The 23,918-nt window shown below is 71.9% G+C and carries 22 protein-coding genes; 9 read left to right on the top strand and 13 right to left on the bottom strand.

Going from position 1 to position 23,918, the window contains the following annotated elements; all coding sequences use genetic code 11:
- Window positions 1-137: 137 nt before the first annotated feature.
- Window positions 138-944, bottom strand: a complete 807-nt coding sequence (locus tag PWG71_RS12895) for a phosphotransferase (protein WP_274809926.1) — start codon at window positions 942-944, stop codon at window positions 138-140.
- A gap of 44 nt (window positions 945-988) precedes the next feature.
- Window positions 989-2,236, bottom strand: a complete 1,248-nt coding sequence (locus PWG71_RS12890; protein ID WP_274809925.1) for an MFS transporter — start codon at window positions 2,234-2,236, stop codon at window positions 989-991.
- A gap of 73 nt (window positions 2,237-2,309) precedes the next feature.
- Here PWG71_RS12890 and PWG71_RS12885 point away from each other — a divergent pair, with 73 nt between their 5' ends.
- The gene (locus PWG71_RS12885) at window positions 2,310-2,897 is read left to right on the top strand and encodes an ArsR/SmtB family transcription factor (protein ID WP_274809924.1); all 588 of its coding nucleotides are present in this window, start codon (window positions 2,310-2,312) and stop codon (window positions 2,895-2,897) included.
- 74 nt (window positions 2,898-2,971) lie between these two features.
- Here the strand turns inward: PWG71_RS12885 and PWG71_RS12880 are convergent, their stop codons facing one another.
- The 3 genes from PWG71_RS12880 to PWG71_RS12870 form a co-directional block, all read right to left on the bottom strand.
- A complete protein-coding gene (locus PWG71_RS12880) occupies window positions 2,972-4,075 on the bottom strand; it encodes a hypothetical protein (protein ID WP_274809923.1) in 1,104 nt (367 codons plus the stop codon).
- 39 nt (window positions 4,076-4,114) lie between these two features.
- Entirely contained in the window at window positions 4,115-5,248 is a 1,134-nt protein-coding gene (locus tag PWG71_RS12875) for an SPFH domain-containing protein (protein ID WP_274809922.1), read from the bottom strand.
- 154 nt (window positions 5,249-5,402) lie between these two features.
- Window positions 5,403-5,957, bottom strand: coding sequence for a pyridoxamine 5'-phosphate oxidase family protein (locus PWG71_RS12870; RefSeq protein WP_274809921.1), 555 nt, complete (start codon window positions 5,955-5,957; stop codon window positions 5,403-5,405).
- 323 nt (window positions 5,958-6,280) lie between these two features.
- Between PWG71_RS12870 and PWG71_RS12865 the strand changes: the two genes are divergently transcribed.
- Window positions 6,281-6,934, top strand: a complete 654-nt coding sequence (locus tag PWG71_RS12865) for a response regulator (protein WP_274809920.1) — start codon at window positions 6,281-6,283, stop codon at window positions 6,932-6,934.
- 46 nt (window positions 6,935-6,980) lie between these two features.
- Here PWG71_RS12865 and PWG71_RS12860 read toward each other — a convergent pair whose 3' ends face one another.
- Window positions 6,981-8,762 carry a GAF domain-containing sensor histidine kinase gene (locus tag PWG71_RS12860; RefSeq protein WP_274809919.1) on the bottom strand — a complete coding sequence of 594 codons (1,782 nt, stop codon included), beginning with the start codon at window positions 8,760-8,762 and terminating at the stop codon, window positions 6,981-6,983.
- Between the two features lie 397 nt (window positions 8,763-9,159).
- Between PWG71_RS12860 and PWG71_RS12855 the strand changes: the two genes are divergently transcribed.
- Complete coding sequence (locus PWG71_RS12855; protein WP_274809918.1) at window positions 9,160-9,771, top strand: HAD family hydrolase; 612 nt, start codon at window positions 9,160-9,162, stop codon at window positions 9,769-9,771.
- Between the two features lie 55 nt (window positions 9,772-9,826).
- Here the strand turns inward: PWG71_RS12855 and PWG71_RS12850 are convergent, their stop codons facing one another.
- The gene (locus tag PWG71_RS12850) at window positions 9,827-11,191 is read right to left on the bottom strand and encodes an MFS transporter (protein ID WP_274809917.1); all 1,365 of its coding nucleotides are present in this window, start codon (window positions 11,189-11,191) and stop codon (window positions 9,827-9,829) included.
- 283 nt (window positions 11,192-11,474) lie between these two features.
- On the opposite strand from PWG71_RS12850, the gene PWG71_RS12845 reads away from it, so the two are divergent.
- Entirely contained in the window at window positions 11,475-12,671 is a 1,197-nt protein-coding gene (locus PWG71_RS12845; RefSeq protein WP_274809916.1) for an NAD(P)/FAD-dependent oxidoreductase, read from the top strand.
- 22 nt (window positions 12,672-12,693) lie between these two features.
- Here PWG71_RS12845 and PWG71_RS12840 read toward each other — a convergent pair whose 3' ends face one another.
- A complete protein-coding gene (locus PWG71_RS12840; protein WP_274809915.1) occupies window positions 12,694-13,365 on the bottom strand; it encodes a nucleoside/nucleotide kinase family protein in 672 nt (223 codons plus the stop codon).
- A 230-nt stretch (window positions 13,366-13,595) separates the two neighbouring features.
- Complete coding sequence (locus PWG71_RS12835) at window positions 13,596-14,132, bottom strand: NUDIX hydrolase family protein (protein ID WP_274809914.1); 537 nt, start codon at window positions 14,130-14,132, stop codon at window positions 13,596-13,598.
- Between the two features lie 362 nt (window positions 14,133-14,494).
- On the opposite strand from PWG71_RS12835, the gene PWG71_RS12830 reads away from it, so the two are divergent.
- Complete coding sequence (locus tag PWG71_RS12830) at window positions 14,495-14,848, top strand: STAS domain-containing protein (protein ID WP_342455971.1); 354 nt, start codon at window positions 14,495-14,497, stop codon at window positions 14,846-14,848.
- 66 nt (window positions 14,849-14,914) lie between these two features.
- On the opposite strand, the gene PWG71_RS12825 is transcribed toward PWG71_RS12830, so the two are convergent.
- Both PWG71_RS12825 and PWG71_RS12820 read right to left on the bottom strand, forming a co-directional pair.
- A complete protein-coding gene (locus PWG71_RS12825) occupies window positions 14,915-16,603 on the bottom strand; it encodes a PH domain-containing protein (protein ID WP_274809912.1) in 1,689 nt (562 codons plus the stop codon).
- A complete protein-coding gene (locus PWG71_RS12820; RefSeq protein ID WP_274809911.1) occupies window positions 16,600-17,097 on the bottom strand; it encodes a PH domain-containing protein in 498 nt (165 codons plus the stop codon). Before PWG71_RS12820 ends, PWG71_RS12825 begins: the two co-directional genes overlap by 4 nt.
- A gap of 108 nt (window positions 17,098-17,205) precedes the next feature.
- Between PWG71_RS12820 and PWG71_RS12815 the strand changes: the two genes are divergently transcribed.
- Both PWG71_RS12815 and PWG71_RS12810 read left to right on the top strand, forming a co-directional pair.
- Window positions 17,206-18,120: an SPFH domain-containing protein gene (locus tag PWG71_RS12815; protein ID WP_274809910.1), complete on the top strand. Its 915-nt coding sequence runs from the start codon at window positions 17,206-17,208 to the stop codon at window positions 18,118-18,120.
- A gap of 15 nt (window positions 18,121-18,135) precedes the next feature.
- Complete coding sequence (locus PWG71_RS12810; protein ID WP_274809909.1) at window positions 18,136-18,351, top strand: hypothetical protein; 216 nt, start codon at window positions 18,136-18,138, stop codon at window positions 18,349-18,351.
- A gap of 91 nt (window positions 18,352-18,442) precedes the next feature.
- Here PWG71_RS12810 and PWG71_RS12805 read toward each other — a convergent pair whose 3' ends face one another.
- Window positions 18,443-20,104 carry an FAD-binding dehydrogenase gene (locus PWG71_RS12805; protein WP_274809908.1) on the bottom strand — a complete coding sequence of 554 codons (1,662 nt, stop codon included), beginning with the start codon at window positions 20,102-20,104 and terminating at the stop codon, window positions 18,443-18,445.
- Between the two features lie 510 nt (window positions 20,105-20,614).
- Entirely contained in the window at window positions 20,615-21,709 is a 1,095-nt protein-coding gene (locus tag PWG71_RS12800) for a Zn-dependent alcohol dehydrogenase (protein WP_274809907.1), read from the bottom strand.
- A gap of 172 nt (window positions 21,710-21,881) precedes the next feature.
- On the opposite strand from PWG71_RS12800, the gene ku reads away from it, so the two are divergent.
- The gene (ku, locus tag PWG71_RS12795; protein ID WP_274809906.1) at window positions 21,882-22,811 is read left to right on the top strand and encodes a non-homologous end joining protein Ku; all 930 of its coding nucleotides are present in this window, start codon (window positions 21,882-21,884) and stop codon (window positions 22,809-22,811) included.
- Window positions 22,812-22,971: 160 nt separating this feature from the next.
- Window positions 22,972-23,802 carry a dimethylargininase gene (gene ddaH, locus PWG71_RS12790; protein ID WP_274809905.1) on the top strand — a complete coding sequence of 277 codons (831 nt, stop codon included), beginning with the start codon at window positions 22,972-22,974 and terminating at the stop codon, window positions 23,800-23,802.
- Window positions 23,803-23,918: the final 116 nt, after the last annotated feature.

Genomic DNA, 23,918 nt, shown 5'->3' with positions numbered 1-23,918 from the left:
CTTCGGTTCGTGCGAGGCCGCCCGGAGAACGGGAACCTTCGGCCGCTGCGTGAACGTCCTCGTTCCTCGGGCGTCTCCTGCGCCGGCCTCCAGAACCCCGTGGGCGGCCTCGCCGATGCGCTGACGACAGGGGGGTGTCAAACGACGGGTTCGTCCAGGAGCGCGGTCAGCCACAGGTCGCGGTGGCGGGCGATGTACTCAGCCGCCGGGCCCCAGTGGCCGGCGTGTCCCCGCGCGTACAGGTCGGCCCAGGGGGCGCGGCCGGTGCGGCCGCCCTCCACCAGCAGGTCGTACATGCCGCGCACCCGGTGGTGGATCGCGTCGGGCAGTTCCTCGCGCAGGCCGCGATCGCACCCGTATCCGTCGGCCAGGGCGCGCAGGCGCACGGCGTCGGCGTGCGGGTCGCCGTCCGGGTGCAGGGGGACGAATCCGTGCGCGGCGTAGCCCAGGTCGCCCATGCGGGTGCCCGGACCGGCCCCGTCCCAGTCGATGAACACCCACCGGTCGCCGTCGCGCACCAGGTTCCACGGGGCGAGGTCGTGGTGGCACAGGACCTCCTCGCGGGGGTCGGGGATCCGCACGTCCCACACCGCCTGCTGGGGATGGCGGGGCCGGTACCGGGCGGTCAGATCGTGCAGGTCGCGGATCAGGCGGCCGAGTCGGCGCAGTTCGGCGGTGTCCAGGGGCGCGTCCCGGTCCGCGAGGGTGCCGGGGACGTACTCCAGGAGCTGGTCGCCGGTGAGGGACCGCCCGTGGGACCGGGGCGCGGCCTCGTAGCCGTGCCGGTTCAGGTACCGCAGCAGGTGGGTGACCGAGGGGGCCGCCCGGTGCCACTGTTTGCGCACGGTGTCGCCCACGCGTACGACGGGGCCGGAGGTGTTGCCGCCGTACAGGACCTCGGTCTCCTCGGTCGCGTGGTGCGGGGGAGGCGTGGTGGGTGTCATGGGCCTCATCGTCAGGGTCGTGGCGAGCGGGTGTCCAGGGGTTTTCACCCGGCGGCGGCGTTGTCGGCCTCGGCACGGTCCATGGCGGCTCCGTCGATGCGCAGCAGCCACACCAGGATCACGGAGGTCAGCACGGCCATGGAGGCGAACAGCCAGGTCGGTGAGGTGAACTCGGTGATCAGGCCGCCGGCCGCGGCGCCCAAGGGCATGGTGCCCCAGGCCAGCAGGCGGTAGCCGCTGTTGACCCGGCCGAGCACGTGGTCGGGGGTGACGCGCTGACGCAGGGACACCGTGATCACGTTCCACACGGCCATGCCGAACCCGCCCACGAGGAACCCGGCGCCGATCAGGTAGGGGTCCGCCGTGAGGGCGGGCACCCCGACCAGGCCCACGAAGGTGATCACGGAGGCGCGCAACGCCCAGGACCGGCCCAGCAGGCGCACGACGTGCGCGGCGGTCAGGGAGCCCAGGATGACGCCCAGTGCGGTGGCGGTCAGCAGCACGCCGTAGGCGGGCTCGCTCAGCCCCATGGGGGAGTCGGGTCCGACGGCGTACAGCACGAACACGGCGAAGACCGCGTTGGTGGCGAAGTTGCTGATCCCGACCATGACGGCGAAGGACCGCAGCAGACGGTGGCGCCACAGGAAGCGCAGACCCTCGGCGATGTCGGCGCGCATCGTGGTGCTCCGCTCCCGTTCCACCCGGAAGCCGCCCCGGACCAGGAGGAGCGCGCCCACGGCGACCAGCCACAGCGCGCCCGGGACGACCAGGGCCAGGGCCAGGCCGGCCGTCACCAGGAGGCCGCCCAGGGGCGGACCGACGAACTGGTTCATGGCCATCTCGGTGGCGTGCAGGCGCCCGTTGGCGCGGTCGAGCCGGGTGCGGGGGACCATCTGGGGCAGGATCGACTGGGCGGAGGTGTCGTAGAGGGTCTCGGCGGTGCCCACGCACAGGGCGACGGCGTACAGCACCCAGAGGCCGCCCAGACCGGTGGTCAGGGCCAGGGCCAGGGCTCCGGCCAGCAGGCCGCGGACGATGTTCGCGGCCAGCATCACCCGGCGCCGGTCCAACCGGTCGGCCAAGGCCCCGGCGGGCAGGGAGAACAGCAGCCAGGGCAGGGACAGGGCCAGCGCGAGCCCGGCGATGAGCAGCGGGGAGTCGGTGAAGCGGAGCGCGGTCAGGGGGAGGGCGATCTTCAGGACGCCGTCGGCGAGATTGGACAGGGAGGAGGAGGTCCACAGGCTCCAGAAGGAGCGTCCCAGACCTGTGGAGCGGGGGGTGGTCGCGGTCATGGCCCGATCCTGCCAGGGTGATCGAGAAAACTCAATCGATTCTATGGATCTCGACCGTTGTTATCATGCGGCCATGGCAGAACCAGAGCGGGCCGTACGGCCACCCACCGCCGCGCGCGAACGCCGCCCCGCCACCCCCGAGGAGGCGAAGGCCATGGGGCACCCGTTGCGGATCCGCGTCCTGCGCCTGTGCCTGGAGGAGGACCTCACCAACAAGGAGCTCGCCGACCGTCTCGACGTCACCCCCGGCACCGTCCTCTACCACGTGCGCCGCCTCGTCGACGTGGGCTTCCTCGTCCCCGGCACCCCCCGCACCGGTCCGAGCGGCGCCCTGGAGAAGCCCTACCGCGCCACCGGTGTGACCTGGTGGCTGAACGGCGACCCGAACGTCCCCGTCTCCCACGCCCCCGTCCAGGCCTTCCGTCGGGAACTCGACGAGGCCGGTCTCGAATCGGTGCGCACCTTCTCCCGGTTCGTCCTGCACCTGTCCGACGAGGACGTCTCCGAACTCGACCGGCGCATCGTCGCCGTCCTCGACGAGTTCGTCGCCACCGACGACCGTCGCCGGGAGAACCCCGTGTACAGCGGCATGTTCCTGCTGCACAGACCCGCCCGGACCGATGACGGCCCGGGTCGCCGGGAGCGACCCGACCGCGTCTGAGACCGGGCCCGCCGGACAGGGAACGGGGCGCCGACGCCCGTCGCGCCGACGCCCCCGAACGCGGGCGGTACCGACTACCCGCCGTACTGCACGTACAGGATGACCGCCAGGACGATGAGGAGCACCGCCGCGAGCACCGCCGCGGTGATCTTGACCGCCGAGTACGGGCGTTCGCCCTGCACCTCGCCCGTGCAGCCGTTCACCACGATCTGCCAGGTCTTGCCGCCGTGCAGGTAGGCGCCCGCCCACACCGGCATCAGCAGCAGCTTGCCGGTGACAGCGGAGTAGGCGGTCGACACCGACGACACCCGCTGTTCGTCGCCGCCGATGTCGTGCTTGCAGTCCTGCTCGATGGTGCGCGCCATGACCTGCTTGGCCCGGTCCAGGCCCTGCTCGGGCTCCACGTCGTACCGCAGCGCCTCGTGCCCGGCCAGGTACTCGTGCGCGTAGGGCCGCGCCTGCTGCAACGGCCAGGGCTTCAACGCGTCCACCTTCTCCGGCGCCACCTGGGTGGTGCCGTTGACGAGGACGTCGTCGAAGAACCGCGACACCCGCCCCCGGGCCGGGTACCAGCGGGTCTTGCGGACCTGGCGGGTCTTGGTGACCGTCTTGCCGTTCTCCTGGGTGGTGTAGGTCTCGGTCACCCAGTAGTACTCGCCGCGCTGGCCCTTGTAGTCCGACACCGTCTGCGCGTCGAACGTCCAGTGCGGCAGGTAGGTGCTCTTGAACCGCTCGGCCTCGTTGACCTTCTTCAGGCTGTTGGGCGCGAACCAGCGGCTCTTGGTCCAGGTGGACAGGGCGTCGCGGGCCGCACCCCGGTCCACGGTGAAGGGCAGCACCGCCTCGGGCGGCACCTGGACGTCCGCGGAGTCGTCGGTGACCAGCGGCGCCGTGCAGAACTGGCAGACCTGCGAGAGGTGATCGCCCTGCACGTGCGCCCCGCACCCCTGGCAGACGAACCGGTGCCGCGCCAGTCCCTCGGCCGGCCTGCGGGCGAACAGGGTCTGCACGGCGTGCTCGCGCACCTCACGAGTGGCCTCGGGGATCTTCTCCTGACTGCCGCAGTACGGACAGCGCATCTGACGGGCGCCGGCGGAGTACTCCAGACGGGCGCCGCAGGCCCCGCAGGGGAATTCACGGGGCGCTGTCGGCGACGGCGAGGCGGTGGTGTCGGACATGTCGACGGCCTTCTGTGGTCGGGGGAGGGGGACGCGCGGTCAGGCCGGCGGCATGGGCGGCGGGGTGGCCGCGAACAGCCCGGACAGCTCCGGCACCTGACCGGCGGGCGTCCACTGCGCCATGCCGGTCTTCCACACCAGGGTGTCGCGGGTCATCCGGCCGCCGCCGATCTGCTGGGACAGCGCGTCGGCGTCGAAGGGGCCGGACTGCCGTCCGTCCGCGCCCACGAACCACTCGGCCTGGGGCAGCGGCGGCGGTGCCGCGGCGGGCTGCGCCTGCGGCTGCTGCTGCGGAGGGGCCTGCTGCGGCTGCGGGTTCGCGTTCTGGGCCATCTGCTGGGCGGCGGCGAACCCCATGCCCATGCCCATCGCCTCGCCCATGCCGCTACCGGGCGTCGTGGCGGCGTCGCCGATCGCGGTGGCGGTCTGGAACTTCGTGTACTGGTCCATGTCGCCCAGCAAGCCCATCTGGGACCGCTTGTCCAAGGCCTTCTCGACCTCGGGCGGCAGGGTGATGCTCTCGACGTTGAAGTCGGGGATCTCCAGACCCACCGACGCCATGTCCTGGCTGAGCGCCTTGGACATGCGCTGCCCCAGGTCGTGCTGGTGGATCGCCAGTTCCAGCACCGGGACGTCGCGGGCGGCGGTGGCCAGGGCGCTGCCCAACCGGCTGACGATCATCTGCCGCAGGTAGCCCTCCGCCTCCTCGGTGCGGAACTGCGGGTCGGTGCCCACCAGTTCGGCGATGAACCGCGGCGGGTCGACCACCCGCACCGAGTAACCGCCGTACGCGCGCAACCGCACCGGACCGAACTCGGGGTCGCGGACCATGACGGGGTTCTGGGTGCCCCACTTGAAGTCGCTGAACCGGCGGGTGTTGACGAAGTACACCTCGGCCTTGAACGGAGAGTCGAACCCGTGCTTCCAGCCCTTGAGGGTGCTGAGGATCGGGACGTTGCGGGTCTCCAGTGTGTACATGCCCGGGGCGAACACGTCCGCCACCCGGCCCTCGTTGACGAACACCGCGATCTGGGACTCGCGCACGGTGAGCCGCGCGCCCATCTTGATCTCGTTGTCGTGTCGCGGGAAGCGCCAGACGATGGTGTCCCGACTGTCGTCGGTCCACTCGATGATGTCGATGAATTCGCCACGGATGGCGTCGAACAGGCCCACGTGTGCCCTCCCTGAGACTTCCCTTGTCACCGAGTTCAGACGCCTCGGCGCGCCGAGAGGTTCCCAGCTTAGAGCGATGTCCCCACGCCCTACGGATCTCCTACGGAACGCGACGGGGCGGGCACCCGCGGGTGCCCGCCCCGTCGCACGGGCCTCAAGAACGGTGGATCTGTCGTCCGGTCACCCGTCCCGGGACGATCTTCAGGATCTGATCGCGCGGCCCCTCGGCCCAGGGGACGGGCAGCCGCCCCTGGGGGATGCGGGAGAGCTCCCCCGTGTCGCGCACCCACCGACAGCGGCCGGTGAACAGCACGCTCCAGCCCTCACGGCGTTCGTCGTCGAAGTGGTCGACCTGGAAGGAGGCGTAGCCGCGGGCGTAGCGCATCACGGTGCCGGCCAGCGTGGAACGCAGCAGGATCGTGTCGTTGACCAGTGCGTAGTTGACCGGGAGCACGGTCGGCGCGGCGTCGCCCTCGATGGTGAAGGCGATCCGACCGATGTCGCGGGTGGCCACCAGGTTGAAGCAGGTCTGGCGCTCCAGGATGGTGAAACCGGCGTGGTCGTCACCGTCGGCCAGGTCGGCGCCCACGAGCATCTCCGACTCCTCGCCGAGGCGTCGGGTGCCGGCCATGTCGTCGCCGGCCGTACGCTGGCCGGGTGGCGTCGCCGCCGTGTCGCTCGCGGCGCCGGTACCGCTTTCTCGAACCATTGCGAACCCCCCGAGATGGTGCCCCCGGTTTTCGTCGGTTCCGCCATTATCGCCGTACATGGGCTCGGCGGCCGGGCCCGACGGTCCCTCGGCGAATGGCGGAGGTCCCTTTTTCCCGCCTACCCCTCGGGCCCTAGGCCTCAAACAAAAAGAGGCGTTGGGCCCCTATGCCGACAATGCTCACTGCTTAGGCTGGGTGTACGGAACCCGTGTCCAAGGCACACCGTCGTCCGACACGACGCGCACCCGTGGCACGGTGCCCCACAATGGGGGCACGGCGACCCGGGACCGGGGCCGTCGGCGAACGAGGAGGTGCGCACCTGATGGACGGCGACGACACGATCCGGGTGTTCCTGGTGGACGACCACGAGATCGTCCGCCGGGGCGTCGGCTCCCTGCTGGACGACGAGGACGGCATCCAGGTGGTGGGCGAGGCGGGCACGGCGGCCCAGGCCCTGGCCCGGGTGCCGGCGTCCACCCCCGACGTGGTGGTGCTCGACGTGCGCCTGCCCGACGGGGACGGCGTGACCGTCTGCCGGGAGATCCGCTCGATGCTCCCCGCCACGCGCATCCTCATGCTCACCTCCTACTCCGACGACGAGGCCCTGTACGGGGCCGTCATGGCCGGGGCCTCCGGCTACATCCTCAAGCAGATCCACGGCACCGACCTGGTCGGCGCGGTGCGCACGGTCGCCGAAGGGCGTTCCCTGCTCGACCCGGAATCGACCACGCGCATGCTCGAACGGCTGCGCGAGGAGGCGGTCCGCAAGGATCCGCTGAGCGAACTCACCGACCAGGAACGCCGGGTGCTGGAACTCATCGGCGAGGGTCTCACCAACCGGGAGATCGGCGCCCGCATGTACCTGGCGGAGAAGACCGTCAAGAACTACGTGTCGCGGGTCCTGGCCAAACTCGGTATGGCCCGCCGCACTCAGGCCGCCGCCTACGCGGTGCGCCTGTCCATGGACCAACACTGACGGCGGGGGCCGCGGGACGGGCGGCCCCCGTCCCCGGGGATCCGGCTCATCCCGCCGTGCGGGCGGGTACCGACCAGCGGACCACGGTGCCGGACCCGGGGGTCGAATCGATCTCCATCGATCCGCCCAGCTCCTCGGCGCGCGAGGCGACGTTGCGCAGCCCGCTGCGGTGCGCCCCCTCGGGGAGGCCGATGCCGTCGTCGGCGACCCGCAGCACGACCAGGCCGTCGGCCACCGTCACCTCCACGTCCACCGACGTGGCGTGGGCGTGCCGGGTGACGTTGGACAGCAGTTCGCGCAACACCGCCACCAGGTGCTCACCGGTGGTCTCGTCCACGGTGGTGTCCACCGGCCCCTGGGTGAGCAGCCGGGGCGCGAACCCCAACGGCTCGGCCGCGGTGTTGACCAGGTCCAACACCCGGGAACGCAGCCAGGAGGAATCCTCCCCCGAGCTCTGCAACGCGAAGATCGTCGACCGGATCTGCCGGATGGTGTCGTCCAGGTCGGTCACCGCGTTCTGCACCCGGTGGGCGGAGGCGCCGTCGTCGATCCGCCGCACCGTGCCCATCAGGGTGATCGCGGTGGCGTACAGGCGCTGGATGACGGTGTCGTGCAGATCGCGGGCGATCCGGTCGCGGTCCTCCAGAACGCTCAGGCGTTCGGAGTCCAACCGGGCCTCGGCCAACTCCAGGGCGACCGCCGCCTGGTCGGCGAAGGACCCCAGCATCCCCATCCACCCGCTCTGGAACTCCTCCTGCCCGGCGGTACGCGCCAACAGCAGCACGCCCCGTGCCCCCTCCGGCGGCCCGAACGGCAGCACCAGGATCGGGCCCAGCCCCAGTTTGGCCAGGAACTCGATGTCGGGGTCGCAGTGCTCGGAGATGTCGGTGCGGACCGCCCTGCCGCCGAGGTAGACACGGCCCAGCAGGGTGTCCGGGGCGCAGGTGAGGGCGGCCCCGCGCACCCCGGCGGCGAGGGAGGCGTTCCGGCGTCCGCGCGCGGCCCCGGCGGGGGAGTCGTCCTCCTCCTCGGGGGCGTCCCAGACCCGGACGGTGAGGGTGGCGGACTCTTCGCCGGGCATCGCGATGACCGCGATATCGGCGTGCGCCATCAGCCGGGCGCGCCGGGCCACCAGCCGCAGCACCTCCTCGGGCGGTGCGCCCGAGAGCAACCGGGTGGTGATCTGCCCGGAGGCGTCCAGCCAGGTCTCCCTGCTCTGGGTCTGGGCGAACAGCTGGGCGTTCTCGATGGCGGTGCCCGCGGCGGTCGCCAGGGCGCGCAGCAGTAGTTCGTCGTCCCCGGTGAACTGCCCGCCGTCGCGCTTGTCGGTCATGTAGAGGTTGCCGAACACCCGATCGCGAATACGGATGGGCACGCCCAGGAAGGTGCGCATCGCCGGGTGTCCCTTGGGGAAGCCCGCGGACTCGGGGTGGGAGGAGACGTCGGCCAGGCGCAGCGGCTCGGGCTCCTTGATGAGCAGGCCCAGGATGCCCTCGCCCCGGGGCCAGTGATCGATGCAGGAGATCTCGTCGGGGTGCAGGCCCACCGGGATGAACCGGCTCATCTCCCCGTCGGGGCCGATGACGCCGAGCGCCCCGTAGCGGGCGTTGACCAGGCTGCTCGCGGTCTCGGTGATGCGCAGCAGCAACGGGTCGAGCTCCAGGCCCTCGCCGATGGAGACGACCGCCTCCAAGAGGGTGCGGATGCGCTCCTGGATGGTGGAGATCTCGGTGAGCCGGGATCGGACCTCGTCGAGGAGGTCGTCCAGGCGCACTTCGGGAAGGGACAGCCGGTCCTGATCGATGGCGGGGTGGTCACCGTCACTCATGGGCGCTCTTCTCACCGTTTCTCCGAGGGTTCGGGATCGAGTCTAGATGGACCCTTCCACCGTCCGTATCCGCCTTGCCGAACTTTCCATGAGCGAGGCGCGGTCTGCCGGGACCGCAAGGGTTGCGGCTTTTTCAGGGTGACAATGATCAAGCATTGAATTTTTTTGATCGAAGACCGGGACTTTCTCCCCTTGTTCCCTCGCCTTCTCCCAGGGGAGTGATGCCCTACGGTTTTCCGGTTCGCGGGTTCCTGCGGCTACGGGAAAGCCTAGACCGATTCGGGGTCCGTGTCCGGTCGTCCACAGGGCCGATCCGCGTCCCCCGTTCCGGGTGCGTCGCACGCCGTCATCGGGTAGGGCTGGAACGAGCCGCCTCATCGACCCCGAGGAGAACTCCTTGTCCGACATCGAACCCGGTGCCGTGCTCTTCGACCTGTTCGGCGTGATCGCCCGCCACCAGTCCGAAGAGGGAAAGGCCCTGCTGGTCGCGACCATGGGCGCGACCGAAGCCCCGGACGCCTTCTGGACCGCCTACTGGGACCTGCGCCTGGCCTACGACCGCGGGGATCTCGACGGCCCCGCCTACTGGAGGGCCGTGGGGGAGCGGCTGGGCCTGGACGCGCCCCCCGCCAGGATCTCCGCGCTCATCGAGGCCGACATCGAGAGCTGGCGCGCGGTGGATCCCGAGATGGTCGCCCTGGTCGAGCGACTCGCCTCCGACGGCCGCACCATCGGCCTGCTGTCCAACATCCCCACCGAGCTCGCCGACCGTTTCGAGAAGGACAACCCGTGGCTGGCGGCCTTCTCCGTGCGGGCCTTCTCGGGCCGTCTGGGCATGGCCAAACCCGAACCCGAGGTCTACCGCTGGTGCCTGGACCGAATGGCGGTCGCCCCGCGCGAGACCCTGTTCGTCGACGACCGGACCGAGAACGTCGCGGCCGCCGAGGCCCTGGGCCTGGCCGGGCACGTGTTCACCGACCGCCCCGCGCTCGAAGCGCGCCTCTCCTGACGACACGGCGGGCCCGGGGAGCGCACGCTCCCCGGGCCCGCCGTGCGCCGGCGTCTCAGCGGCCCGCGGTCACCTTCGCCGGGGTGTCGTCCAGGGAGTCCCCGCCGGTCTCGCGGATCAGCAGCAGCGCGACCAGCGTGATGACGCCGACCAGCACCAGGTACCCGCCCACCCAGGCGATGCCGAACGCGCCCGCCAGCCAGGTGGCGATGTAGGGGGCGAACGAGGCGCCCAGCAGGCCGGCCAGGTTGTAGGCGGCCGAGGCGCCGGTGTAGCGCACCCTGGTCGGGAACAGCTCGGGCAGCAGTGCCGCCATCGGTCCGAATGTCAGGCCCATGAGCGACAGCCCGATGATGAGGAAGGCCAGTACCCCGACGGTCCCCGAACCCAGCAGCGGACCCATGACGAAACCGAAGGCGATGATCAGCGCGGTCACCGTCACCAGCACCGGCTTGCGGCCGAACCGGTCGGCCAGCAGCCCGGAGATCGGTGTGAGGATCCCGAAGAACACCACGCCCACCAGGAGGAACACCAGGAACTGGGAGCGCTCGTAGCCCAGACCGGTCTCCGGGTCGGTGCCGAAGCCCAGCGAGAACACGGTCATCAGGTAGAAGAGCACGTACGTCGCGACCATGACCAACGTGCCCAGGACGACGGCGACGAGGTTGTGGCGGAAGACCTCGACGATGGGCGTGCGCACCTGTTCGCCGGCGGCCAGGACCTTGGCGAAGGCGGGGGTCTCGTGCAGGGACAGGCGCACCCACAGTCCGACGACGATGAGCACCGTCGACAGCAGGAACGGCACCCGCCACCCCCACGCCAGGAAGGCCTCCTCGCTCATGGTCCGCGTGAGGACCAGGAACACGCCGTTGGCGAGGAAGAACCCGATGGGCGCGCCCAACTGCGGGAAGGTGCCGTAGAAGCCGCGCCTGCCGTCGGGAGCGTTCTCGGTGGCCAGCAGGGCCGCGCCGCCCCATTCCCCGCCCAGCCCCAGGCCCTGGCCGAACCGGCACAGCGCCAGCAGCAGGGGGGCGATGACGCCGGCCTGGGCGTAGGTGGGCAGCAGGCCGATGCCGACGGTGGCGATGCCCATGGTCAGCAGGGACGCCACCAGGGTGGCCTTGCGGCCGACGCGGTCGCCGAAGTGGCCGAACACCCAGGAGCCGATGGGACGGGCCACGAAGGCGATGGCGAAGGTGGCCAGCGACTGGAGGCGGGCGGCCGTCATGTCGCCCTCGGGGAAGAACAGCAGCGGGAAGACCAGGACGGCCGCGGTCGCGTAGATGTAGAAGTCGTAGAACTCGACGGACGTGCCCACCAGGCTCGCGGTGAGGACCCTGCGCCGCGGGTTGGTCGGCGGATCCACCGATGCGGGTGCGCCGCGTTCCGGGTTCGGTTGCTGTTCGTCGACGTCCGTCATGGACTTCTTTCCAGTTCAGGGTAAGGGTCTTCGGTGTGGGGGATGATCGGATGTTAGACCTGTGCGACAGCATGTGGGACATCCGTCTCGGAATATGGACACCCGAACTTCTCGTGTCCATCCCTCAGGCCGGGGTCGGTCGCCGGAGATCCCGGCGCTCCAGGGGGTCCGGTCCGTGCCGTGCCCTCGATCACATTCCCCGGCTCGTGCCGGGGGCGTGTCACGTCCGAGGGGGTCCGTTCCGTCCATCGGTAGGACGGAACACCCTCAAGGGAGGCACACCATGGTCCACGAACTCCTCGTCCTCGGCGCCGGATACGCCGGACTCGCCGCCGCCCGACACGCCGCCCACCACGCCCGCCACCACGGTTCCCCGCTGCGCGTCACCCTCGTCAACGCCACCGACACCTTCGTCGAACGGGTCCGCCTGCACGAGGTCGCCGCCGGACGCGACGTCGGCGTCCACCCCCTCTCCGACTCCCTCGACCCCTCCGTCGACCTCGTCGTCGGCCGGGCCGAGGCACTGGACCTCACCGGCCGCGCCGTCGACGTCCGCGTCGGGGACCGGGTCCGCGCCCTGCGCTACGACACCCTCGTCCACGCCCTGGGCAGCGCCGCCGCCCTGGACGGGGCACCCGGCGTCGCCGAGCACGCCGCCTCGATCGCCGGGCTGGAGGAGGCCCGCGACCTGGCCCGCCGCATCGCCACCGAACGCCCCCGCACCCTCACCGTCGTCGGCGGTGGTCTCACCGGGCTGGAAGCGGTCACCGAACTGGCCGAGACCCACCCCGACCTGCGCGCGCACCTGATCACCTCCGGGCCCGTCGCGGCCGACACCGACCCCCGGGGTCGGGCCCACGTCCTGCGGGTCCTGGACCGGTTGGGCGTGGCGGTCCACGAGCACACCCGGGTCGCCGCCGTCGAGGCCGACCACGTCAAGCTGGAGGACGGCGACCTGCTGGAGACCGACCTCACGGTGTGGAACGCCGGGTTCACGGTCCCCTCCACGGCCGCCGACGCCGGACTGACCGTGGACGGCGACGGGCGCGCCCTCGTGGACGGCACCCAGCGGTCGGTCTCCCACCCGGACGTGTACGTGGTGGGCGACGCCGCCCACGTCGACGGTGTGGACGGTCGCGCGCTGCGCATGTCCTGCGCCATGGGCCTGCCCATGGGGTGGTCGTCCGCCGACGCGATCGCCGCCCGGCTGGCCGGCCGCGAACCGGACGCCTCGCCCTTCGGGTACCTGACCCGGTGCGTCAGCCTGGGGCGGCGCGACGGGCTCGTCCAGTTCGTGCGCGCCGACGACTCCCCGCGCCGGCTCATCCTGACCGGGCGCACGGCGGCCCGTGTCAAGGAGATGATCGTGGCCTCCGCCTACGGCGGCCTCAAGGGCCACGGCCGGAGCCGACTCCAGGCCGACACGGTCCTGTCGCTGGCGCGCGGGTCGGCCCGTCGTTTCCCGGGCGGACGCGCCTGACCCGGGGCCGGTCCCGCCCGGCCTACGCCCGGTCGGCGCCCCGAGGGTGCCGGTCGGGCACCGCGCCGGTGGGGACGATCCGGGTGCAGCGGTCGCGCAGCCGCTTGACCAGCTCGCCGTTGGCCCGGTCGCTGCGCTCCACCCACTCCCGGGCGGCCTCCTCGTCCTTGCCGCCCGCCATCTGACGGCGCAGCAGCCGGCGTTCGCGCAGCGCGTCGTCGGCCTCCACGTACCAGAGCCCGGCGAACAGGGGGCGCAGCCCGCCCCAGGGCTCGGCGTCCCAGGCCAGGTAGTTGCCCTCGGTGACGATGAGCCGGGTGTGCGGTGCGATCACGTGCCGGGCCGCGATGGGTTCGTGCAGCCGACGGTCGTAGTCGGGAACGTAGACGGGGTGGTCGGTCTCCACGAGCAGCCGTCGCACCAGGGCGGCGTACCCGTGCGCGTCGAAGGTGTCGGGGGCGCCCTTGCGGTCGAGGCGGTCCAACCGCTCCAGTTGCGCGTTGGACAGGTGGAAGCCGTCCATGGGCAGGTAACCGGCGGCCCCTTCGCCCAGCCGGGCGTCGACGCCGGCGACCAGGTGGCGGGCGAGCGTGGACTTGCCCGCGCCGGGGGCGCCGGTCAGGCCCAGGAGGACACGGCCGCCCTCCGCGGCGCGGAGCAGGGCCAGGACGTCGTCGACGAGTGCTTCGGGCATGGGGCCGAGCCTATGTCCTCGGGGGCCGGGGGGCGATCGGTCGTCCACGATGGGCCCGTGTCCTCCCTGGCCCGGGGAGGGGTCGCCCTCGCGGGTCTCCTCCCACCGGCCCTCGACCACGGGCCGTGCGTCGAGGGCCCCTCGTCCCGACCGGGGCGGCCGGCCGTGATCGCGGGGTGAGGACACGCGCGAGGGGCGGCCCGTCGACGGGCCGCCCCTCGCGCGTCGGGTCAGGGCGCGTGCCCCACGTAGGCCAGCGCCTGCCGCAGCAGCACGTCCTGGCCGTCGTTCATCTCCTCCAGCACCCGCGCGTCCGCCGCCTCCTCCGGGGTGAACCACATCAGGTCCAAGGCGTCCTGGCGCGGCTGGCAGTCGCCCGACACCGTCACGATGTAGGCCAGGGCCACCGCGTGCTGGCGCGGGTCGTGGAACGGGGTCACCCCGGGGGTGGGGAAGTACTCGGCCACGGTGAACGGCTGCGGGGAGCTGGGGATGCGCGGCAGCGCCACCGGCCCCAGGTCCTTCTCCAGGTGGCGCAGCAGGGCGTCGCGGACGCGTTCGTGGTACAGGACCCGGCCCGAGACCACCGATCGGTGGAATCTGCCGTCGGGGGACGCCCGCATCAGCAGCCCGACGTGGGTGACCTGGCCGACGTCGTCCACCCGGACCGGGATGGCCTGGACGTACAACACGGGCATGCGGCCGCGGATGTTCTCCAACTCCTGGGCTGAGAACCAGCCGGGTCGGGTATCGGCGGTTTCGGTCATCGGGGTGCGCGGCGCCGTTCCGCCCGAGGGCGGAAGGGGAACGCCGCTCCCTCCCTTCTGTGCGCTGTGCGTCGGCCCGGGGTCCTCGGGGGACACGGCCCGTTACCGCTTACCGCACCGGTTCTATCGCACCCGGGGCTCCGGGGCACGGTGCGGGGGCGGGTCCGGGTGTGTCCGAGAGAGGAACGTGCGACCGTTCCGAGGGTCGGGTCGGGTGGTCCGGAAGGTCAGGTCTTCCTGTCCTCGCGGCCATATCGGCGAGATTTCAACGGTTTTCCTCGCAAAAAGCCTCCCAGAGTCTCTCTGGAGAGGTTACGATCTCGTACGCGGTTGCGTAGTGAAAAGATTACGTCCGGTGAGAGGTGGCCTCAGTGGCACGGGATGTCCGGTTCTCCCTCCGGGAATGTCTCCCCCACACGGGTGTGACGGTGGTTCCGGTGAGCGGTGAGATCGATCTGGCCACCGCCGCCGCCATGCGCGATCGGTTGGCGGCCGCGGCCCGTGACGAGGACTGCGAGTGCCTGGTCGTGGATCTGGCCGACGTCGTCTTCCTGGACGCGAGCGGGGTGGGCGCCCTGGTGGCGGTCCGGCGGATCCTGGCCGGTCGGGGGAGCCGCATGGTCCTGGCCCGCCCGCGTCCGGCCGTCGTTCGGGTCCTGCGCATCCTGGGCATGGACCGGGTCTTCGAGATCGTGCCCGCGCCGCCCGTCCGCTGAGCCCGACGCGCGCCGGTCCCGGTGCGGGCACCGGGACCGGTCGTCGCCGATGGGCGTGGAGGACGGTCAGCCCCGGCCGCCGCCCGACTCCACGCCCGGCCCCGTGTCCCGCTCCAAGAACTCGGTGAGCAGGTCGGGGACCGCCTCCTCGGCCCAGGCCAGGCCCTGGCCCAGGCCCACGTCGGTCGCGGTGTACACGCCCTCGCCCGCGGCGGTGGTGGCCGACACGCTCGCCAGTCCCACCCGACGCTGGAACGGCGAACGGGTGATCCGCCAGCCGATCACCGCCGAGCGCTCCAGGGCCACGGTGTCGCGCACCGCCATGCCCTGGCGCACCACCAGGTAGCGGGGGTGCAGGCCGTGCCCCAGAGCCCGGTAGGAGCCGAACGCGTACCAGAACGCCATCGCGCCGAACGCGGCGCCGAGCACCCACCATCCCCAGGCCGGGGCGGACTCCACCGCGTACGTGGCCACCGGCAGCGGGTTGAGCTCCTCCTCGATCCCGTGGGCGACCTCCCACCAGGCGGCGGTGGCCAGCGAGTGCAGCCACGTCAGCGTCCCGGCCACGACCAGGCCCGCCACCGCGGCCCACCCGGCCCGCACGAACCGACGGCGCAGCGCGGCCCTCGGGTGCGGCGTCAAGGGCGGATCCAGGGGCGACTCCGGGGTCCGCATCAGGTCGGCGGCCAACGTGCGGGCGCGGGCCCGGGGCATGGCCGGGGAGAGGCGGCTCTTGGCCTGGGTCTTCTCGTCGTCACCCGCCGACAGACCGGTGGCGACCGCCCGTACGGCCGCGCCGCCCACCGCGCGCAGCACGAACGGTTCGTGCAGGGTGACGCCGTTGAGGCGGCGCCCCTCCACCGACAGCGACACGCTGGTGAGCAGGCCCCGGCGCAGGCGCACCGTTCCGTCGCCCTCCCGGGTCAGGCGGTAGTCCCACCAGGTCTCGACCGCCACGGCCAGGAGCACGACCGCGCCCGAGACCAACAGCGTCAACAGCGACAGCGGCACCACGACCAGAGCGCGGGTCATCACGAACGAGCCGATCTCGGCGGTGCTGGGCAACCCGGCCTGCTCGGAGATCCACCGGTAGATCCAGCCCTCGCTCTGGGCGTTGGCGCCGATCAGCGCGGCGATGGCGCCGATGCCGATGCCCAGGGTGGCGGTGGTGGCGGGGGCGTAGGAGAACCAGCGCGGGTCCAGCCGGGCCAGCTCCAGCCCGGTGGTCTCGTCGGTCTCCGCGCCCTCGGGGGTCGGACCGCCCGCGCCCGCGCGGTGGAGCAGTTCGCGGCGCAGCCGCTCACCCTGCGCGACGGTGACGAACTGGAGCTTGAGCCGGTCGGAGCCCGCCTGCTCGCCGGTGCCGATGGTGACCGAGCACAGGCCGAAGGGGCGGGTGTACAGCGGCGCGGCCACGTCCACGCTGCGCACGCGTTCGCGCGGCACCGAGCGGTAGGTCTTGGCGAAGACGCCCGAGCGCATCTCCATGCGCTCGTCGGTGACCCGGTAGGAGATCGCGCGCAGGATCACCATGTCGACGGCGGTCAGGCCGGCGATGAGGGCCAGGGCCCCGGGCAGGGGCGCGACGGCCCACCAGGGGTGGCCGAGGACGACGAGGACGACGGTGCCGATGATCGCGGTGGGGACGATGAACACCGCGCCGACGGCGGTGTCGGCCCACACGCTCAGCGGATGGATGCCCTGCCAGTCGCCCAGGGGGGTGCGATCGGTCGGCGGTGGCTGCACGGTGGTCATGTCGCGTCCCCCGGAACGGCCTGGGTGGTCTCGGTGAGCCGGTCGGCGACCCGCGTCGCCAACGCGTGGTCGAGGCCGGCGATCTCGATGGGGCCGGCGGCGGAGGCGGTCGTGACGGTCACGCTCGACAGTCCGAACGCCCGCTGGAGGGGGCCGCGTTCGGTGTCCACGGTCTGGATGCGCGACATGGGGGCCACCCGCCACTCCTGCCAGAGCCAGCCGCTGGAGGTGTAGACGGCGGTGTCGGTGACCTCCCAGCGGTGGACCCGGTAGCGCCACCGCGGCATCACCACGGTGATGAGGAGTCCCAGGCCGCCGATGACGGCGGCGGCGATGAGGAACCAGGGGCGTACCGGCTCCCAGATGAGCGCGGGGACGACCGGGATCACGGTCAGGGGCACGGTGACGGCCAGGGAGCGGGTCGTCCACCAGCGGACGGCTCGGGGGTCCACACGGTGCTGGGGTGGGCGCAGGCGCGGTGTGTCGGTGCTCATCGTGGCCGCGTCTCCTCTCGGTGTTCGGGGGTTTCGGAACCGGCTGTAGGAAAAGTGATATCACAATGCTATGCTCCGGTCATCACCCCCGAGGAGAACGGACCACAGATGGACGAACGGATCGAACCCGCGCCGCAGTACCGTGAGACCCCGGCCAGGACCCGGGACGGCATCGGCATGGCGGTCCTGGCCCTGGCGCTGATCCTGGTCGGGGCCGCCGTCGCCGGAGCGCCGTTCCTGATCGGCGTCGAGATCCTGCCGCTGTTCGTCGCCCTGCCGGTCGGCATCGTCATCGGCGCGATCGGCCTGTTCCTCTTTCTGGGACTGACCATGGTCGCCCCCAACGAGGCCCGCGTCGTGCAGCTCTTCGGCCGCTACGTCGGCAGTGTCCGCACCGACGGCCTGCGCTGGGTCAACCCGCTCACCGAGCGCACCGCCGTCTCCACCCGCATCCGCAACCACGAGACCTCCGTCATGAAGGTCAACGACGCCTCCGGCAGCCCCATCGAGATCGCCGCCGTCGTCGTCTGGCAGGTCGAGGACACCGCGCGCGCCACCTTCGAGGTCGACGACTTCGTGGAGTTCGTCTCCATCCAGACCGAGGCCGCCGTCCGCCACATCGCCGGCCACTACCCGTACGACTCCTACGACGCCGAGGGCGCCCTGTCGCTGCGCGACAACGCCGACGCCATCACCGAACGCCTGTCGAAGGAGATCGGCGAACGCGTCGAGGCCGCCGGCGTGCGCATCGTGGAGTCCCGGTTCACCCACCTCGCCTACGCCCCCGAGATCGCCCAGGCGATGCTCCAGCGCCAGCAGGCCGGCGCGCTGATCGCCGCTCGCGCGGAGATCGTCGAGGGCGCGGTGGGCATGGTCGACCGCGCCTTGGCCCGCCTGTCGGAGGAGCACGTGGTCGAATTGGACGAGGAGCGCAAGGCCGGCATGGTCAGCAACCTGTTGGTGGTGCTGTGCTCGGACCGGCCGGCCAGCCCGGTCGTCAATACGGGGACGTTGTACCAATGATCGGATGAGGTTGCCGTGCCGGAGCGCAAGAAGGTGCTGCTGAGGCTCGACCCCGCCGTCCACGACGCCTTGGCGCGGTGGGCGGGGCAGGAACTGCGCAGCACCAACGCCCAGATCGAGTTCCTCCTGCGCCGCGCCCTGGGCGACGCGGGACGGATGCCGAAGAAGGCCGGGGACATCCCCCGTCGCGGCCGACCGCGCAAGCAGGACCCCTCGGACACCGAGGACTGACACCCCCGCGCACACGACGGCGCCGGGCGCCCCGAGGGGGCCGCCCGGCGCCGTCCGCCGTTCGGCGGGTCCGGCCGGTGCCGGAAGAGGGTCAGAGGGCCGCGGCGGCGGCGCGACCGGCGGTGCGACCGGAGAAGAGGCAACCGCCGAGGAAGGTGCCCTCCAGGGCGCGGTAGCCGTGCACGCCGCCGCCGCCGAACCCGGCGACCTCGCCGGCCGCGTACAGGCCCGGCAACGGGGTGCCGTCGGCGCGCAGCACACGCGCGTCCAGGTCGGTGTGCAGGCCGCCGAGCGTCTTGCGGGTGAGGATCCGCAGACGCACCGCGATGAGCGGGCCCGCCTTGGGATCGAGGATCTGATGCGGTGCCGCCACCCGGATCAGCTTGTCCCCCCGGTAGTTGCGCGCCCCGCGGATCGCCGTCACCTGGAGGTCCTTGGTGAACGAGTTGACCATCTCACGGTCGCGGGCCACCACCTCGCGGGTGACCACGTCGGCGTCCAGCACCCCGTCGCCCGCGATCGCCTTCATCTTCCGGATGAGCGCGGGGAGCCGGTCGGCGACCGCGAAGTCCACCCCGTGCTCCTTGAACGCCTCCACCGGTCCCGGGGCGCCCGGCAGCACCCGCTTGAGGAGGAGCCCGACGTCCTTGCCGGTCAGGTCCGGGTTCTGCTCCGACCCCGAGAGCGCGAACTCCTTCTCGATGATCTTCTGGGAGAGCACGAACCAGGTGTAGTCGTGGCCGCTCCTCATGATGTGGTCGAGTGTGCCCAGGGTGTCGAACCCCGGGAAGCACGGGGCGGGCATCCTCTTGCCGGTGGCGTCCAGCCACAGCGACGAGGGCCCCGGCAGGATGCGGATGCCGTGGCGGGACCAGATCGGGTCCCAGTTCTGGATGCCCTCGGTGTAGTGCCACATCCGGTCCGGGTTGATGATCCGCCCGCCCGCGTTCTCGGTGATGGCGAGCATGCGCCCGTCGACGTGCTCGGGCACCCCCGACAGCATGTGCTCGGGCGGGTCGCCCAGGCGCGCGGGCCAGTTCGCGCGCACCAGGTCGTGGTCGGCGCCGATGCCGCCGGAGGTGACGACGACCGCCTGCGCGGCCAGTGCGAAGTCGCCGACCACGTCGCGGTTGCTGGCCTGCCCACGTTCGACGTCGCTGGGCGCGAGCACCGCGCCGCGCACCCCCGTCACGGTGCCGTCGGTGACGACGAGTTCGTCGACGCGGTGGCGGAAGCGCAGGGAGATCAGGCCGCGTTCGGCGGCGTCGCGCACCCGGCGTTCGAACGGGGCGACCACACCCGGGCCGGTGCCCCAGGTGATGTGGAAGCGGGGCACCGAGTTGCCGTGCCCGCCGGCCAGATGGCCGCCGCGTTCGGCCCATCCCACGATGGGGAAGAGTCGCAGCCCCATCTCCCGCAGCCAGGAGTACTTCTCCCCGGCGGCGAAGTCCACGTAGGCCTCGGCCCACTTGCGCGGCCAGGCGTCCTCGGGGCGGTCGAAGGCGGCGGTGCCCATCCAGTCCTGGAGGGCCAGCTCCTTGGAGTCGCGGATGCCCATGCGGCGCTGTTCGGGGGAGTTCACGAAGAACAGGCCGCCGAAGGACCAGAACGCCTGCCCGCCCAGGGACCGCTCGGGTTCCTGGTCGAGCAGGATCACCTTCTTGCCCGCGTCGGCCAGCTCGGCCGCCGCCGCCAGGCCCGCCAGGCCCGCGCCGACGACGATCGCGTCGGCCTGATCCGTTCCGCTGCTCATGGGGGTGCGTCTCCTCGGAGGTCGGCCGTGCCGGAGGGCACGGTGTGCGCGATGGTGACGACTGTGCTCCTTCGTGCGGTGGAGGGCAAGGGCGATGTGTGTCGTACGCCACGGCTTTTGTCAGGTGATGACAAACCCATCGGTACGCGCCCGGTGTTCGCCCCGGTGCCGTACCCGACCGTGGCGGTTCTGGTCGATCCGTGGGCCGCGGTGGCGGCGACGTCCCTGTTCGGTGCCGGGCGCGCTCGGCGCTCGACGGGCGGCGGCCCGATCGCCGTGTACGCCCTGACGTGGTTCTTCTCCGCACCGGCCTGCGCCGTCGCCTTCCCCGGGTCCCCGCCTTCCCCGGCGACGGTCGTGCTCGTCGCGGCCGTGTACCGGACCCGCTTCCCGAATCGGGGCCGCGGCGGGCCCCGCGGCCCCGGACCCACGAGCGCGAGCGGGAGGTGACGGCGGGGGGTTCCGAGGGGCGGACGTGAGCCGGGGGCGCCGGGCGGCGCCCCCGGTCGGTCAGGCGCCGAAGCGGATCAGCGAACGCCCGCCCTTGCCCTGGCCCATCCGCTCGAACGCGGCGGCGATCCCCTCCAGGGGGATCTCGTCGGTGACCATCGCCGCCAGCTTCAGATCGCCCGAGCGCACGCTCTCGGCGACGATCGGCACGTCGCGGGCCGGGTCGCTGGACCCGTACACGCACCCGCGCAGCGTGCGGGCCTGGTGGAACAGCTCCAGCGCGTTGAAGGTCACCTCGTCGTGGGCGGACCCCACGCCGACCACGGTGATCGTGCCCCCGCGTCGGCTGATGTTCCAGGCCGTGCGCACCACCTTGGCCGAGCCCACCACCTCGAACACGTGGTCGGCGCCGCGTCCGCCGGTGAGCGCCCGCACCGCCTTGAACAGGTGCTCGTCGGCGAGCAGGAACTCGGTGGCGCCCAGGGAGCGGGCCAGCTCCTCCTTGGCGGGGGAGACGTCCACGGCGATCACCGGGTCGGCCCCGGCCAGGCGGGCCGCCTGCAACACCGACAGGCCCACCCCGCCCAGTCCCATGACCACGGCGGACTGCCCGGCCCGCACGGCGGCGGAGTTGTTGACGGCGCCCCATCCGGTGAGCACCGCGCACCCCAGCACGGCCGCGGCCGCCGGGTCCAGGCCGTCGGGCAGCGGCACCACGGCGTCCGCGTCCATCACGGTGGCCTCGGCGAACGCGCCGCAGCCCAACCCGGGATGGACGGGGGTGCCGTCGGTGAGGTGGGCGTAGGGGACGGCGGCCCGGTCCAGGGCGTGTTTGCACAGGTGAGGCTCGTCGTTGCGGCAGAACCAGCAGGCGCGGCAGGCGGGCGCCCAGTTGAGGATGACGTGCTGGCCCGGGCTCACCGAGGTGACGCCCTCACCGACGGCCTCGACGGTTCCGGCGCCCTCGTGGCCCAGGACGGCGGGCCACTTCTGGGCGAGGGTCCCGTTGGACAGGGACAGGTCGGAGTGGCACACCCCGGCCGCGGCGATGCGGACCCGTACCTGACCGGGGCCGGGGTCGGGCAGTACCAGGTCCCGGATCTCGGGGGGCGCGCCCAGTGCGGAGAAGACGGCGGCCTTGACGGTCGTACTCATGGGAGGAACTCCAATCACGGACTGCCGTGACACTAGCAATACCGACCGGTCGGTTCACGAACGGGGCTCGGTATGGGAAGGTTTCGGTCCGAGGGATCCCCTGACCCGTTCTTTGTGCTTCTCGACCGGTATTTTGCCCGGTCACGGTGATCATGGGAGCAGGGGAGGCACCATGGTCAATCCTGTCTGGGTGGGCACTCTGATGTTCGGCGAGGTCCCGATAGGGGTCCGCCTCTACAGCGCCCGCGAACGGCGCGGTCCGGTCCTGCACCAGTTCGAACGCGGCACCGCCGACCGCATCCGCTACGTCCGCGTCAACGAGCGCACCGGCGAGGAGGTTCCCGCCGAGGACATCGTGCGCGGCGCCCGCACCGCCGTCGAGGACGAGTACGTCGTCCTCGAACCCGAGGAGGTGGAGGAGATCCTCCCGCACGGGTCGCGCACCATGCGCATCGACGGGTTCGTCTCCGAGGGCGCCGTCGGGCCCCTGTGGTACGCCGCGACCTACTACGTCGCCCCGCGCGACCCCGGCGACGCCGAGCCCTATCGGCTGCTCTACAGCGCCCTGGACCAGACCCGCCGGGCGGGCACCGCCACGGTGGTCCTGCGCGACCGCGAGTCCCCGGTCCTCATCGAACCGGCCCGGGGCGTGTTGTCGGCCTCCACCCTGTGGTGGCCGGACGAGGTGCGCACCCCCGACGACGTCATGCCGCCGGTTCCGCACGTCGCCCTGGGCAAGGAGGAACTGGCCCTGGCCCGCGAACTCGTCGGCTCCATGGCGATGGACTGGGACCCGGCCCACTACGACGACAGCTACGGCCACCGACTGACCGAGCTGGTCCGGGCCAAGGCCAAGGGGGGGACCATCACCCACCGTCCCGGCGACAGGAGCCGTCCGCGCCGTCCCGAGGGCCGCGGGGACGACGCGCTCCAGGACGCGCTGCGCCGCAGCCTGCCCGGCCCGCGACCGCCCGGCCGGGGCGAGGGCCGGCGCACCAAACGCGAACTGCTCCGGCGCGCCTCGGAACTGGACGTGCCGGGCCGCTCCAAGATGAACCGCGAGGAACTGGAGGAGGCGGTGTCCCGGGCGGGTGGGCGCTGATCACGATCCCTGCGGGTGCGGGGATCTTTTCATCGGACCGTTCCTCTTGGCCCGACCCGGGCGCGGGTATCCCTTCATCGAACGTGGTGGACCACGGGCGATAAAGACCTGTACCACCGCGGCTCGTCCCGTGTTCTGAACGGTTTTCACTGGAGGTTCAATGGAGAACCCGGCCGGTTCGGTGGCTGTTCGACGGCACTATCTGATGTGCCGTCCCACCTACTTCGCGGTCGAATACGCGATCAATCCCTGGATGGACCCGGCGGTGCGGGTCGACCGGGACAGGGCCATTCGACAATGGGAGGCGCTGCGCGACCTCTATCTCGAACTGGGGCACGAGGTCGACGAGATCGCCCCCATCGAGGGACTGCCCGACATGGTGTTCGCCGCCAACGGCGGCCTGGTGGTGGACGGCCGGGTCTACGGCGCCCGGTTCGCCAGCGCCGAGCGCACACCGGAGGGGCCCGCCTACCTGGAATGGTTCCGCGCGGCCGGGTTCTCCGAGACCCGCGAGCCCAAGCACGTCAACGAGGGGGAGGGCGACTTCATCACCCTCGACGACGTGATCCTCGCCGGTACCGGATTCCGTACCGACGCCGCCGCACACCAGGAGGCCGAACGTTTCCTGGGCCGCCCGGTCGTGACCCTGCAACTGGTCGATCCGCGTTTCTACCACCTGGACACGGCGCTGTTCGCCCTGCCGGGCGACCGTATCGCCTACCATCCGGGCGCCTTCTCGGCGGGGAGCCGCCGGGTACTGGAATCGCTGTTCCCCGACGCCCTGATCGCCACCGAGGACGACGCCCGGGTCCTGGGCCTCAACGCGGTCTGCGACGGGCGCAACGTGGTCATCGCCGCCGAGGCCACCGCATTGGCCGACCGGCTGCGCGCCGAGGGGCTGATCGTCCACCCGGTCGAGCTCGACGAATTGCGCAAGGCCGGCGGCGGCGCCAAGTGCTGCACGTTGGAGCTGCGCCCCGCGCGCCTGTGAGGCCGTACGCACCGCGCTGACAAGGGGCGGCCGGGAACCGCGCACTCCTGTGCGGCATCCGGCCGCCCAAACCTCCCCGAATGTGGGAAACGCCACCATGTGTAAGGGTGGACTCA

Source organism: Nocardiopsis sp. N85 (assembly GCF_028882275.1).
GTDB classification, from domain to species: domain Bacteria; phylum Actinomycetota; class Actinomycetes; order Streptosporangiales; family Streptosporangiaceae; genus Nocardiopsis; species Nocardiopsis lambiniae.
Note: the sequence above shows the minus strand (reverse complement) of the source record. Positions and strands in the feature narration are given on the sequence as shown.